This window comes from Maritimimonas sp. 2205BS37-2 (assembly GCF_056591755.1).
Genome location: NZ_JBWQOI010000001.1, coordinates 863,373 through 877,665, shown reverse-complemented (window position 1 = coordinate 877,665; position 14,293 = coordinate 863,373). Strand labels below are relative to the sequence as shown.

Genomic DNA, 14,293 nt, shown 5'->3' with positions numbered 1-14,293 from the left:
AAGATTGTTATAGCTGGTGAATTTTGTGATAAATGGATGGTTTTAATTTTAATTAAACGGTTTAACACATAATAAACCATTTACCACAAATTAGTTTTATGATGTATGAGTTGACAATAATTTTGTAGTTGTTAAATCATTAAAACTTCATTAGTATGAAAATAACTCAGCATCTAATCGCAATAATTTCACTATTCTTTTTCTACGCTTTGCCAGTTGTAGGTCAAAAGAAAGTAGAAACTTTTAAGTATAAAGGAAAAGCACTTAGTTATACAGTTCAGTTACCGCAAGAATTCGATAGCGCTAAGACATATCCAATAATCATTGGACCATCAGATGGGCGTTCACCAAGTGATGAGAGTTATTATTGGCAAGGAACCAAAGACACCTATGGATGGATTCTTGTGGGTTATAGAATTTATAACGCAGTCAGTAGAAAAAATGAAATAAAGGCCTTACTAGAGCATTTAAAAAACACTTATAATGTTGAAGGTAACAAATTTCACGCGGTATGCTTTAGCGCTAATAGTGCCAGCATTTTTGATCTCGTGATGGAGTTGCCTGAATATTTTGAAGGTATTAATGGGGTAGCGGGGAATCCTAATAATCGCAATAAAGAAAAGCTTAAAAAGTTAAGAGGTGTTAAGGTACAATTTATAGTTGGTGATAGAGATGCCTATTGGATGCGTTCTGCACAAGAAAGCCATCGTCTTTTACAAGAAGCTGGGGTTAAAAGTAATATAGAAATTATTGCAAATGGCAAGCATGTATTAAAGCAATTAATTGGAAAAGGGTTTTTAGAAAGAGCGAAGCGATTAAGAAGATAATGCGAAAAATCGAAACACAATAACTTTTCTCAATGGCAATTTTTATAGCATCCTTTTTAGGCTTAAAAAACAGGAAATACCCTTGGTCGAATTAGGGTTTTTCCTGTTGATTTACTGTGAATTAGGTTTTAATTTTGATAAAATTATTTCTTATGAAGCGGCGAACATTTTTTAAGTTAGGTATTTTAGTAATTGCAACATTTACTTTTTTTCTTTATGTAGGATGTAAAAGCTGTAAAGGGAGAAAAGCATGTGTTATTAAGGTAATTGATTGGCCTGAGGTAAATAATGATAATCAAGATTTTGCCGAAAAACACCCAGATGCCTTAAAGGCCAATGGAAAAGAGGATATGGTTGCTAAGATTAAGCAGAAAATGAAGAAAGATAAATGTAAATGTATCAAGAAGTTAGTGCTTCTAGGACACGGAGGGCCCGGTGTAATTTCTGTTGGTGCTGGAAGAGAGGCTGTTGAATGTAAAGAAATTGATGGGCACAAAGAAGAATGGGAAAATATTTTAGAGCCTTTAAAAAAGAAATTCTGTAAAAAAGGAGCCGAAATTATTCTTTTTGGATGTGAAGTTGGAAAAGGAGAAGAGGGAAGTGATAAATTAGTTGAAATTGCTGATTTTTTTGGCGTAAAAGTAAAAGCTCCTACAAGAGAAGTGTATGCAGACGAAGATCCTGATGCTAATAGCGATCAAGAAGCTACACCTAATAAGAGACCAAAACCAAAGGGTTCGGATACTCTTGGTGAAAAATTGCGAAAAAAATCTAGAACGCAAGTCAATTTAGTTCATCCAGATAGTGTTGAAGCAATGTCCATTTATAGATCAACCAGAGAGTTTTGGTCTAATCCGCCAAACCCTATTGATTATTTTATTAAAGATAGTATCACAATTCATAATCTCTTAAATGGTATAGATTATCAAAATGAATATGAGGGTAACGGACTAAAATCAAGATATAGTGCAAAGGTATTTATAAAGACCAAAGCTAAAGAAGAATTGTTTTTTCACCTCATTTTAAACTGGAATGCTGTACTTTTAGATGATAAAGAATCTGATGATAAGTCGGTTTTCTTATTGAAACCAGAAACTTCTAATCTCTATAAGGAACTTGCGAAATAACGTTCATGTAACTATAAATCATTCTACTACTCTACGAATAAATAGTTGCCTTAAAATTTCCTTCTACAAATTCACTTGAATTAATTAACTTCGTTCGATGAGGGAAAATTAGTTGTAATTCCCTTAGCAATTTTTTTATTGAATGAAAAAACTAGGCACGCTACTTGTTGCAATTCTCATTTTTTCTTGTAAAAATAATATTGAGAATAATGAAATAAATTACTTAACTGAGATAATTCCTTATGAAACTCCTATAACATTCAAAGAAAATCATATTCCGGAAGATGAAATTATTCATAAGGGAGTGTTCAGTCCAGATCTAGAACAATATTTTTATGTTCTTTCTGACAAAAACTTCAAACGCTTCGATGTTTATGAAATGAAAAAAATCAATGGAAAATGGTCTAGTCCTCAAAAGGCATTCTTTAATAGTGATTACAGCGATCATGGGATGAGTTTTTCTCCAGATGGTAATACCATTTATTTTAGTTCAACCAGACCAACAAATATGAATAATATTCCACAAACTTGGCATATTTGGAAATCAGAAAGAGTTAATGGAAAATGGAATGAACCTACATATCTTGATATTCCAAACTTAAGAGATAAACTTGTTTCTCATCCCATTGTCACTAATTCAGGAACACTATATTTTCATTCAAGTAATTTAGATTATAGCGAAATGGACTTATTTTACTCAAGAAACTTAGACGGTAAATTTGTAGATGCAAAAAAAGTTATTATCGAAAAAGCTTTACAAAAAGCGAAATGTACTCCTTATGTTTCTCCTAATGAAGATTACTTAGTGTTTGCGTCGATTGAGAGCCAACTTGACTTAATGATTAGTTTTAATGATGGCTCAGGTAATTGGGTAAGAACACGAAAATTGAATAGTAAAATAAATAATAAAGGACAAGGAAATCCATTCATAACACCCGATAATAAATTTCTGTTCTTTACTACTGGTGAACATCAGAGCACCAATTGGAAGGTGAAATGGGTGAATATTGAATCAGAACTAAACATTAATAAATAGTATTTTCGATTAACTCGATGAAAATAAGTGTAGCTCAAATCAAGCCACAAAGCGGAAATATTTATGAAAATATTGAAATTCATAAGAAATGGATTGAAGTTGCCATTTCACAAGACATTGATTTTATTGGATTTCCTGAGCTTTCACTAACAGGTTATGCACCCAAAGATGCAGAAAAACTGGCTATTAATGAGAATGACTTACGATTAAATGAATTTCAAAGAATTAGCGATTTAAAAAAGATCTCAATAGGCGTTGGAATACCAATTAAAGCAGCATTAGGAATATATATAGGTATGGTGTTTTTTCAACCGAATCAAAATAAAAGAGTGTATTTAAAACAAAAATTACATTCTGATGAGCTACCATATTTTATAGAAGGTACTAACCAATTAATAGTGCAAGTAGAAAATAAGAAAATGGCTCCTGCTATTTGCTATGAATCACTACAAGAAGAGCATGCAGAACATGCAAAAGAACTTGGAGCCAATATATATATGGCGAGCGTTGCTAAACCTCAAAAGGGAATTGAAAAAGCGTTTAAGCACTTTCCAAAAGTTGCGAGGAAGTATTCGATGCTAGTATTAATGTCTAATAGTATTGGAGTTTGTGATGATTTTATGTGTGTAGGTCAGAGCGCTATCTGGAATAAAAATGGCGAACTCTTGGGGAAATTAGAACCTAACAGTGAAGGACTGTTAATCTTAGACACGAAAAATGATACAGTTGTTAAAATATAACAACTCATAATAATTTATACGTAAATATGATGAAAAGCAGAAGGAATTTTGTAAAAGAAACAGCCCTGGCAAGTGTTGGCATAACAACCTTACCAATGATGTCATTTGGAATGAATTTAAAGGCAAATCAAAAATTAAAGCTCGCATTTATTGGTGTTGGACTTAGAGGTACGAATCATTTAAATAATGCCTTACTGAGAAAAGATATTGAGGTAACCGCTATATGCGATATTGACCCTAAGCGTATTGAAATAGCACGCACAGCTATTAAAAAAGCCGGTTTTAAAATACCTAAGATTTTTGGCAAAAATGATTATGATTATAGAAACTTATTAGAGCAACAAGATGTTGATGCTGTAATTATATCAACACCATGGTTATGGCATACCAAAATGGCTGTAGATGCAATGAAGGCGGGCAAATATACTGGTCTGGAAGTTTCGGCTGCTAACACTTTAGAAGAATGTTGGGATCTAGTAAATACGCATGAAAATACGGGGTCTCATCTCATGATTTTAGAAAATGTTAATTACCGTAGAGATGTGATGGCGGTGTTAAATATGGTAAAACAAAATGTGTTTGGTGAGCTATTACACTTTAGATGTGGATATCAACATGATCTGCGCCATGTAAAATTTAATAATGGTAAGCAACCTTATGGAGGAGGGGTTGAATTTGGTGAAAAAGGAATATCTGAGGCAAGATGGAGAACGCAACATTCATTACTCAGAAATGCAGATGTATATCCTACGCATGGTTTGGGACCTGTTGCAACCATGGCCGATATTAATAGAGGGAATAGATTCTTATCATTAACTTCTCATGCTACCAAACCTGTAGGGTTGAATAAATACATTACCGAGAAAGGAGGAAAAGATCACCCAAATGCCAAACTAAAATGGAAGCAAGGAGATGTAATTACTTCTACAATAGCAACTTCAAATGGAGAAACAATTATTGTTACACACGATGTGAACTCACCAAGACCATATTCATTAGGGTTTCGAATTCAAGGTGCCCAGGGCATTACAGAATTTGATTACCATACTCGTCGGATTCATATTGAGGGTGTTTCTAAGGATCATCGTTGGGAGGAAATGGACGAATGGTTAAAGAAATATGATCATCCATTATGGAAAAAATATGGCGAATATGCAGCTGGCTCGGGACATGGAGGCATGGATTTCTTTGTGCTCAATGCATTTGTTGAATCTGCAAAAGAAAACATAGCACCACCATTAGATGTTTATGATGCTGCTGCCTGGAGCGCCGTTACACCCCTTTCAGAGGTTTCTATAGAAAATAATGGAGAACCACAGGACTTTCCTGATTTTACCAGAGGGTTATGGGTAAAACGTAAGCCGTATAATTGGATGAAAGACTCCTATTAATTATGATTTTTTCAGTATTAGCTAGTAATTTGTTGTAGCATAATGGTGCACTCAAGATAATTGGTTCTTCTTCGGTAATCTCTCTTTTTAATGTAGTGAATAGAAATTACCTTTCCTAATTTAAACTGTTGCTCCAATTGATAAATGAGCTGTGTTATTTGGCCAAACTGCCCCCTTAAAGTAAAAGAATAGGTATGTATTTACCAAGGTTAGTTTAGGGTAAGAGATTTTAGATATTTGTCGAGATAGTGAAGATTCAAAATATAAACAAGAAGGCAGCTACATTGCTAGTTCTTCTAAAAGCTCGTTAGAACTTTATGAGGAGAATAGTGCATTTAATTCCCACCAATATGGCTAAAGACTTACGTCAAGAATATTTTATGTTTACTGCCTTCATACTATACTTTTATATAACCTGGGTTTGCATAAATGGTAGCCTTATCTTTTCTACTAAAACCAATCACACAAATTCCTAATTCTTTGGCATAATCAATAGCTAAAGATGAACATGCCGATACCGCAACTATTACAGGTATTTGTGCTATAAAAGCTTTTGATACTATTTCATAAGAAACGCGGCCACTTACCAGTATACAAGCAGCTTGCTTCAATTTGTTCGTATCTAATAAATGCCCAACAACTTTATCTAATGCATTGTGCCTACCTATATCTTCTTTTAAACTCAACATTTTACCTTCTGTGTTAAAAGCAGCGGTTGCATGAGAACCTCCTGTCTTTTCAAAAAGGGTCTGAGCAGATTTCATCACCAGATACATTTTTTTAATTAAAACAAGACTTAATTGTTTATCCTGTTGGATCGTTGCGCCTGAGATTTCAATATCCGAAAGTTCTTGTTTACCACAAATTCCGCAAGAAGAAACGGATAGTAGAGTACGCTTATTCATATACCCTTTACCAATTTTTGCCTTGGGTACTTTTGCATTGATTATAGAGAATCCATTTTCTTTTTCCTCAACGAACTCTAAAGGCAAACTCTCGGTTCTCTTATAGATATCTTCTGCATATAACAAGCCACGTACCAAATGTTTGTCGTCACCAGGTGTACGCATTACAACGGTATAAGATGCATCATTTATATTTATTTGAAGTCCCGCTTCAATGACTACGGTGTCATTTATTTTTTTGGTAACTCCATTACTATATTTAAGAGCATCATAATTATACGATTGCATATATGAATGTAATTAAATTTTTTCAAAATCAACCGCAACCACTTTATATTCTGGAGTAAGTGTTTCTTTATCACCTACGCTTCCGGTAATAATATTAATAAATACTTCTGGTTGATGAAAGGTAGTTCTTAAAATCCCTCTTTTTACATTTTTTGACACTTTTATCGGAATATTTACACTACCACGATCAGAAAAAATGCGAACCATATCGTCATTAGATACGCCTTTGTCTTTTGCATCTCTAGGATGTACCTCTAAATAATCTTTACCTAAAATTTCTTGATTATCGGTTCGACGTGTCATGGTGCCGGAATTGTAATGCTCTAACTCACGTCCTGTAGTAAGAATAAAAGGATATATTGCTCCATGTTCCACTATTTCAGGTGTTTCTTCAAAATCAAAATGATGAAATTTTCCTTTTCCTTTTTTGAAGGCACCATTTATATGAAGCATTTTAGTATCTGTACCATCTTCTTTAACTGGCCATTGTAATCCATTTTTCCCTAAACGTTCCCAACTTAGTCCTTTCATAAAAGGAATTACATCTGCAATTTCTTCAATTACTTTGGCTGCTTCATATTTAAGTCCTGTTGGTTGGTCATACCCCAAGCGATGCATCATATCGATTATAATTTGTCCATCAGGTTTGGTATTACCAATAGGCTCGACTACCTTATTTACACGTTGTACACGACGCTCTCCATTGGTAAAAGTTCCGTCCTTTTCAAAATAAGAAGAAGCAGGTAAAACTACATCCGCCAATTCTGCAGTGGCAGTCATGAATAATTCTTGTACAACAATTAAATCAAGATTTTCAAAAGCTTTTATACTATGATTTGAATTAGGATCCGTCATTATCGTATCTTCCCCCATAATATAGAGCGCTTTAATTTTTCCTTCTATGGCCGCATCTAGCATATGTGGTATTTTCAAACCCTCTTTTTCTGGCATTTTCGCTATACCATACTTTTCGGCATAATATCGTTGAATTTCAGGATCATTAACGTTTAAGTATCCAGCACCTTGATGAGGCTGCACACCCATGTCGGCCGCTCCTTGTACATTATTTTGCCCGCGTAACGGATTTAATCCTACGCCTTTTCTACCCACATTGCCGGTCATCATAGCTATATTCGATAGCAGCATTACAGTTTTACTTCCTTGAAAGTGCTCGGTAACTCCTAATCCATGAAACTCCATAGCTCTTTCGGCAGATGCGTAGGCAATTGCAGCTTTTCTAACGAGTTCTTTAGCAACACCTGTAAGCTCAGAAAGCTCATTCATATCTAAACCAATCACATGGTCTCTAAATTCATCATACATCTCGGTATAAGAATCAATAAAATCTTGCTTTACCAAACCTTCTTTGATGATATAATGCGCAATCATATTCAAAATAGCCACATTTGTACCGGGTCTTATCTGTAAATGATAAGTAGCAAGATCGGCCAATTTGGTTTTAATTGGATCTACAACGATAGAAGTTACCCCTTTCATAAATGCCTGTTTGAACTTAGCCCCTGTTACTGGATGTCCTTTAACAGGATTTGCACCAAACAAGAATAAAGCATCGGCTTCTTTTATATCTTCTACAGAATTGGTTGCCGCGCCGGTACCAAAAGCTTGCTGCATACCATAGGCGGTAGGAGCATGGCATACACGTGCGCAACCATCAATATTATTAGTGCCTACTGCTACTCGAATCATTTTTTGCATTAAATAATTCTCTTCATTCGTAGCACGAGAAGATGAGATGCCGGCAATAGCATCGGGACCATGTTTATCTCTTATTTGAAGTAATTTATCTGTTATAAAGTCATAAGCTTCATCCCAAGAAACGACTTCGAACTTTCCATTCTTCTTTATCATTGGCTCTCGTAAACGATCGGGATGATCATAGAACTGAAAAGCAAAACGTCCTTTTAAACACGTATGCCCTTCATTCACTTCAGCAGTCTCAGGCGCCTGTATACCTCGTATTTTTCCATCTATAACGGCTACATCTAATTGACAGCCTACACCACAATATGTACAAGTGGTTCTAACAGTTTTATCGGCTAATAATGTTTTAGTCTCAAATTTATCTGTTAATGCTTCCGTAGGACATGTTTGAACGCAAGCACCACAAGAAACACAAGCTGACTCATCAAATGTGGTATCAAAACCTTTAATAATATTAGTTGCAAAACCACGCCCTGACATATTTAATATCATTTCACCTTGAATTTCTTCACAGGCACGAACGCAACGATAGCAATTAATACATTGAGATAAATCTGATTTTATATAGGGATGTGCTCTATCAGGTTCTATATCTAAATGATGATCTCCCTTTGGATAGCGTACATTCGGAATTCCTATTTGAGCAATAGTCTTTTGAAATTCGGTAGGTTTTTTGTCTGCAGGAGGAAAAACTTTATCAGAAGGATAGTCAGATAAAACTAATTCCACAATATTCTTGCGTAGACGCTTCATTTTATCAGTATTATGATAGATATACTGCCCTTCACCGACTGGTGTATGGCATGAAGCTACGGTTCTTGATACCCCATCTTTTTCTCGTGCCACTTCTACAGAACATACCCTACATGATCCAAAGTTGTCTAATCGATCATCTTGGCACATTGTTGGTATGGCATCTCTATCTTCGATCCGCCTAACGAACTCGAGAATGGTCTCACCAGGCATAATTGTATATGCTTGGTTATTAATGTAAGCCTTTGGAGTACCATTTTTTAATTTTTCTACCTGTATACTTTTTGTTGCTTTATCTTCCATAATTCTTTTGATTAAGCGAAATATAACTTCAATTCATCTTGAAAATAGTGCAATGCATTTTTAATTGGTAGCGGAATGCCGCCACCTAAAGCACATAAAGAACCTATTTCTAAGGTCTCAACTAGATCATCGAATAATTGTCTATCGATCTTATAATTTCCATTTTGAGCTTTTTTGAGCATTTCATAACCTCTGTGCGACCCTATTCTACAAGGATAGCATTTTCCACAAGATTCGTCTGCTGTAAACTCAAGTAAATGTTCTAAAAACTTTACCATTGGAAAATCTGTTGGTATGGATACTACACTAGCATGTCCTAACAAAAAGTTTTGAGAAGCAAATGACTCAAAATCTAAGGTCAATTCATCAAGTTTATGTATAGGAATAATACCTCCCAATGGTCCCCCAATTTGCACGGCTTTAACATCTGATTTGAAACCTTTACCGTATTTTTCGAATACGGTTGTTAAAGGTGTGCCCATTTCAATTTCATACATGCCGGGTCTATTGAAGAAACTATCTAAGGATACCAATTTAGTACCGGTAGATTTGCCTTTGCCCAAATTAGCATAAGCTGCGCCTCCGTTTGCTAAGATCCAATGTACATTGGCAAAAGTTTCAACATTAGAAAGCACTGTGGGTTTACCATATAAGCCATATTGAGCAGGGTAGGGAGGACGAACACGAACTTCAGGTCTTAAGCCTTCTATAGAGCTTAATAATGCGGTCTCTTCACCACAAATGTATGATCCTTGCCCTCTAATGATCTTGAATCTAAAATCTTGTGCTAACCCTAATTCTTTTAACTCATCTATTGCTGCTCTTACTTTTCGAATAGAATCGGGGTATTCACCACGAATATATAATACACCTGTATCTGCCCCAACAATAAGCCCCGCCATATACATGCCAAAGAGCACTTTATGAGGTTGATGCTCCATTAAATACATATCTGAATATGCCCCGGGGTCTCCTTCATCGGCATTACAGACTATATATTTTTGTTCAGCTACTTCTTTTATTACTGCATCAAGCTTAAAATAAAACGGAAACCCTGCACCGCCACGACCTCTTAGGTTGGAAGTTTTGAGTTCATTAATCGCTTCATAAGGCTTGTTTTTAAGTGCATCAGTTAGTTTGTAAAAACCGACTATGTCGTTAACTTTTGAAGTAAGTATTGGGGTAGAATTGCAATCTACATGATATGTATTCTCCTTATAATTCTTTGTATTTATAATCTCTTTTAACGCTTCTACTGAATTCGAAGAATAGGTTTTATCGTCATATAAAAATGCATGATTTTGGTGACAATGACCTAAGCAAGGAGCATGCCCAATCTTATCTTTATTAACGATACCTTCTAGATTATCGACTAATTTTTCTTGGGTACCGGCTACCATACACGCTGTACCATTACATACATGCACAGTTTTGCCTTGATTTTCTGGTCGTAAAAAATCATAAAATGAAGCGGTGCCAAAAAGCACAGAGTCATCAACCATAAATTGCTCAGCCAATTCATGATATTCCTCTTGAGACGCCGATTGATTAGCTAATTGCGCAACTTTCTCAAAAAGATTGTCATCTAGCTCTTTTCTATACGATAATGAACGGATATTCTTATTTGCCATTTCAACTAATTAGTTGCACTAAATTAGTAAAATAAAGAACGATATGAAAAGAGCTGTTGTTAAACTTTCTCGCTTACGATAACAATATGTTTTCCAAGTATATTTGTTGTAAAGAATAGATATTGATTTCCTCCATCTTTAATTCCTGTTTTTTTTCGAATTTGCGCGACCGTTTCAGGAAAATTCCGTGTGGTGATATTGGCTTTTTTAGATGAAATTATTCGTCTTAACTGCTTTTTATCATAGGGTAATACATGGTTAATTTTAAATTGTCTCCCTGGAAATTCGATTAAATCATTAGATGTATATAAGTGGCTATTAACGTGTAGTTTAAACACCTCTAATTGATTTGAAATTTCACTAAATAGGCCTGCTTTTAAAATAGCTGAATTAGGCTCGTACAAATAGGTGAGAGGATCAGAATAGACCACTTCCTCAGCAGCGTTGAAATTGGATTCGAAAACATCGACGCCACTCTTTTTTATATTGATTGTTTTAATAACTTCAGTACTTGAATGATCTTTTTTAAGAAGGAATAGCAATTCTTTCACTTCATTATTAACTGCTACAACATGTACTTCCTTTACAAAACGCAATTCTTTAATAGCACTTTTTAGATCAAGTATCGGAGAGACTTTAATCAATATATTTTCTGAATATCTAAATAAAAGGTCTAAGTTTTCAGGTACATTTGGTAGGCAATCTTTTAAAAGGAAAACCTTACCTTTTATATCATTTCTGCGCGATGGATCGAGATATATCCAACTAAATTGTTGATGTTCGTTTTTCAAGAAGCTTAAACCATCTTCAGAAATAGTTTTAACATTAGCTTTTAACGCATTATAATTGTGGTTTACTATAACTGAAAGTTCCTTATTAATCTCACAGTGAATGGTTTTCTTAAATTGTTTTGAAAAGAAAAAACTATCAACCCCAAAACCTCCGGTAAGGTCAACTATTGACGTGCCAGAAATTAATTTCGATTTATAATTGGCAGTTACTTCAGAAGATGTTTGCTCAATGTTTAATTTGTTAGGGTAATAAATATTTTGTGTTTGAAACCAAGTTGGTAGCTTTTTCTCACAACGCTTTTTAGCTTCAATTTGAATTACTAAATCTTGAATGGATACATTTTCAAAAGGACTTCCTTTAAAAAGAAGTTTAGAGATATCTGCTTTAAGATTTTTATTTATAAAATCTTGAACTTCCCTATGTAGAATTTTCGGATTCAACTTTATAAATCCTTTGTCAGCGACTTAACAATCTTATTTTCTGCTAAGAACTCCTTTAAAATTACCTTTAACGCGGTATACATTGGTACGGCGACGATCATCCCGGTAACTCCAAATAAAAGCCCTCCAATGATGATCACTAAAAATATTTCTAAAGGATGTGCCTTTGTGGCTTGAGAGAAGATTCGTGGCTGACTTATAAAATTATCAATTAACTGAGCAATACCATATCCAATTAAAACATAGATGGTAGTAGGTAAAATTTGAGTTTTAAAGTCTTCGTCAATATGACTTGTCATCGTTAGAATTGCCATTAAAGCTCCACCAATTAACGGCCCAACATAAGGAATTAAGTTTAACAGTGCACATAAAAATGCGATAACAACGGCATTGTCTACTCCAAAAATGAGTAAGATAATAGTGTAAAGCACAAATAGAATAGTAATCTGTGTTACCAATCCGATAAAATAGCGAGATAAAAGATTCTCTATTTTTTCAATGGAAGCAGCAAAACGACTTTCGGTTTTGTCTGGAACAATTACCATTAGAGCATTATGGAGTAGCTGGCTATCTTTCATAAAGAAAAACACAATAAACAATACAGAAAACAAGCCAATACTTAAGCTGCCAATAGTGCCAATTATATTATTTAAAAAATTAGGAATTGCTTTTACATTAGAAAATATGTCGACACTTTGTAGTTGATCTAATACATTAATTCCGTGAGACGTAAAATAATCATTGGCTTGCACTAATAAATCTTCAATCCGCTTTTCCAATTGATTAATATCCAACAAAGAAAGGTTTTGCCCTTGCTTAATAATTAATGGAATGAACATTGAAATGAGTCCGAATAACATAGCTAAAAATAGTCCCATGGTACTAACCACCGCTAATGTATTTGGAAACTTTAATTTTCTTTTTAAAAAACGAATAATTGGCCTGGCTATAAGTGATAATACCGCTGCTATAACAATATAGATGATTACCGATCTGATTTGGTATAGAAAATACAAGAGCAGTGAGATTCCTAAAATAATGCTTAGCGCTCTTAAAATTCCGTTGCTGATTGTTTTTGAGTTCATAAGCGTAAATATAGCTTAATTTCTAATTATCCAGCTAGTTTGTTTTTAGCTATATTTGAAACAGAAATTCTATTTTTTGAGCGGAGCAAGTGAAATATTAACCTTCTACGGATGGTGGCAATTTACAGTATGTTTATTTGCATTTATTGCGTTATTAGCTATTTGGTGGCACATAGGAAAACGACAAAATGATTTTGGACAAGTTTGGTTAGCACTCTCTATCTTATGTTGGAGTATTTCTGGAATTATTGAAGTCTATTTTTCAAATAAATCTTTGGAACATAGTTTTATCCTTGACGGATGGCGAAGCATATTGTCTTTATTCAATAGCCTTTTTATTTTATTGGCGCTGCCGTGGTTTCGATACTTGCCCATACCCATTGAGCATATTATAAAATCAAAGTATTGGATTTATATTATTGGTTTGCCATTCCTATTTTCGCTCCTGCCTACCATTAGTAAAATGATTTCTGGTAAAACCTTAAGCTTAATTAGTGAATTAGATGTGTATTACGCATTTTTAACCTTAGGCTTTTTAGGGCTTGTTTTATGGGAATCTTTCGCCAAGCGTAGATTAAAAATATTGGCTTGGCTATCACTAGCAACCATACTCATTACCTTAGTTGCACAATTATATAAATTAACAGATTCATCTATTAATCTCACCTTGTTTTCAGCAATTTTTAAAACTTCATTGATCATGTTATTTTTTGCGCTAGCCTTAAGCTGGGTAAAAGAATTGGCAGAAAATGTAATACCAGCTTCTGAACACTTTTATATTAAATTTGGCAAAACGCGAACTAGTAAAGACAAGATAACACAGTTTGTGCTGTTAAAAGGATTGCCAGGCGGTGATGAACGCAAGGTACAGTTAACCCCGGCATTATTTGCACTTTTTTTAAAATTTGCTGAGCGTAAAAAAGAGCAGAATGATGATTGGCTTGAGATTAAACCTAAGAATTTTGACAGTTCAAAGACCTATGATATTAATGATCATAATGAAATTAAACGACTACTTGTTGCATTGCTAGATGGGGTTTTCGGCAAAGAAAATTGGACACGCGATCATCATTTAAACCCACTAAAAAATACACTTTTCGAAATGTCGGAAAAACGTGAGCGCAGAATTCGATTAGCCATACCTCCAGAGAATATAAATCTTCTGTCTTGAACTTTATTTAACACTGTATTGGTGGTTATAATTGATTTTAAGAACTCCACATAACTATAAATAATTTGACTTTGTCAGTAAC

At 34.4% G+C, this 14,293-nt stretch carries 11 protein-coding genes; 6 read left to right on the top strand and 5 right to left on the bottom strand.

The window, feature by feature from the left end; genetic code table 11:
- Nucleotides 1–155 precede the first annotated feature (155 nt).
- The 5 genes from AC1EUU_RS04170 (at nt 156) to AC1EUU_RS04150 (ending at nt 5,121) form a co-directional block, all read left to right on the top strand.
- On the top strand, nt 156–827 hold the full coding sequence (locus tag AC1EUU_RS04170) for a hypothetical protein (protein WP_480200117.1): 672 nt from the start codon (nt 156–158) through the stop codon (nt 825–827).
- Nucleotides 828–979: 152 nt separating this feature from the next.
- Nucleotides 980–1,954: a DUF4347 domain-containing protein gene (locus tag AC1EUU_RS04165; RefSeq protein ID WP_480200116.1), complete on the top strand. Its 975-nt coding sequence runs from the start codon at nt 980–982 to the stop codon at nt 1,952–1,954.
- Nucleotides 1,955–2,096: 142 nt separating this feature from the next.
- Complete coding sequence (locus AC1EUU_RS04160) at nt 2,097–2,990, top strand: TolB family protein (protein WP_480200115.1); 894 nt, start codon at nt 2,097–2,099, stop codon at nt 2,988–2,990.
- A gap of 17 nt (nt 2,991–3,007) precedes the next feature.
- Nucleotides 3,008–3,730 (top strand): carbon-nitrogen hydrolase family protein, encoded by a 723-nt coding sequence (locus tag AC1EUU_RS04155; RefSeq protein ID WP_480200114.1) that lies wholly within the window; start codon nt 3,008–3,010, stop codon nt 3,728–3,730.
- Between the two features lie 29 nt (nt 3,731–3,759).
- A complete protein-coding gene (locus AC1EUU_RS04150) occupies nt 3,760–5,121 on the top strand; it encodes a Gfo/Idh/MocA family protein (protein ID WP_480200762.1) in 1,362 nt (453 codons plus the stop codon).
- Nucleotides 5,122–5,519: 398 nt separating this feature from the next.
- Here AC1EUU_RS04150 and fdhD read toward each other — a convergent pair whose 3' ends face one another.
- Genes fdhD through AC1EUU_RS04125 form a run of 5 tightly spaced genes read right to left on the bottom strand, consistent with a single transcriptional unit; the run spans nt 5,520 to nt 13,040 of the window.
- A complete protein-coding gene (fdhD, locus tag AC1EUU_RS04145) occupies nt 5,520–6,314 on the bottom strand; it encodes a formate dehydrogenase accessory sulfurtransferase FdhD (RefSeq protein ID WP_480200113.1) in 795 nt (264 codons plus the stop codon).
- Nucleotides 6,315–6,326: 12 nt separating this feature from the next.
- Complete coding sequence (fdhF, locus tag AC1EUU_RS04140; protein ID WP_480200112.1) at nt 6,327–9,092, bottom strand: formate dehydrogenase subunit alpha; 2,766 nt, start codon at nt 9,090–9,092, stop codon at nt 6,327–6,329.
- Nucleotides 9,093–9,103: 11 nt separating this feature from the next.
- Entirely contained in the window at nt 9,104–10,723 is a 1,620-nt protein-coding gene (locus AC1EUU_RS04135; RefSeq protein WP_480200111.1) for an NADH-ubiquinone oxidoreductase-F iron-sulfur binding region domain-containing protein, read from the bottom strand.
- A 59-nt stretch (nt 10,724–10,782) separates the two neighbouring features.
- On the bottom strand, nt 10,783–11,955 hold the full coding sequence (locus tag AC1EUU_RS04130) for a THUMP-like domain-containing protein (protein WP_480200110.1): 1,173 nt from the start codon (nt 11,953–11,955) through the stop codon (nt 10,783–10,785).
- 2 nt (nt 11,956–11,957) lie between these two features.
- On the bottom strand, nt 11,958–13,040 hold the full coding sequence (locus AC1EUU_RS04125; RefSeq protein ID WP_480200109.1) for an AI-2E family transporter: 1,083 nt from the start codon (nt 13,038–13,040) through the stop codon (nt 11,958–11,960).
- 55 nt (nt 13,041–13,095) lie between these two features.
- Here AC1EUU_RS04125 and AC1EUU_RS04120 point away from each other — a divergent pair, with 55 nt between their 5' ends.
- The gene (locus AC1EUU_RS04120) at nt 13,096–14,211 is read left to right on the top strand and encodes a hypothetical protein (protein WP_480200108.1); all 1,116 of its coding nucleotides are present in this window, start codon (nt 13,096–13,098) and stop codon (nt 14,209–14,211) included.
- The last annotated feature ends 82 nt before the right edge of the window (nt 14,212–14,293 follow it).

Excerpts from the sequence above, each read along its gene's own strand:
- AC1EUU_RS04160 (WP_480200115.1), top strand. The coding sequence starts at position 2,097 with ATGAAAAAACTAGGCACGCTACTTGTTGCAATTCTCATTTTTTCTTGT.
- AC1EUU_RS04170 (WP_480200117.1), top strand. The coding sequence starts at position 156 with ATGAAAATAACTCAGCATCTAATCGCAATAATTTCACTATTCTTTTTC.
- AC1EUU_RS04165 (WP_480200116.1), top strand. The coding sequence starts at position 980 with ATGAAGCGGCGAACATTTTTTAAGTTAGGTATTTTAGTAATTGCAACA.
- AC1EUU_RS04125 (WP_480200109.1), bottom strand. The coding sequence starts at position 13,040 with ATGAACTCAAAAACAATCAGCAACGGAATTTTAAGAGCGCTAAGCATT.
- AC1EUU_RS04135 (WP_480200111.1), bottom strand. The coding sequence starts at position 10,723 with ATGGCAAATAAGAATATCCGTTCATTATCGTATAGAAAAGAGCTAGAT.
- fdhD (WP_480200113.1), bottom strand. The coding sequence starts at position 6,314 with ATGCAATCGTATAATTATGATGCTCTTAAATATAGTAATGGAGTTACC.
- AC1EUU_RS04155 (WP_480200114.1), top strand. The coding sequence starts at position 3,008 with ATGAAAATAAGTGTAGCTCAAATCAAGCCACAAAGCGGAAATATTTAT.
- AC1EUU_RS04150 (WP_480200762.1), top strand. The coding sequence starts at position 3,760 with ATGAAAAGCAGAAGGAATTTTGTAAAAGAAACAGCCCTGGCAAGTGTT.
- fdhF (WP_480200112.1), bottom strand. The coding sequence starts at position 9,092 with ATGGAAGATAAAGCAACAAAAAGTATACAGGTAGAAAAATTAAAAAAT.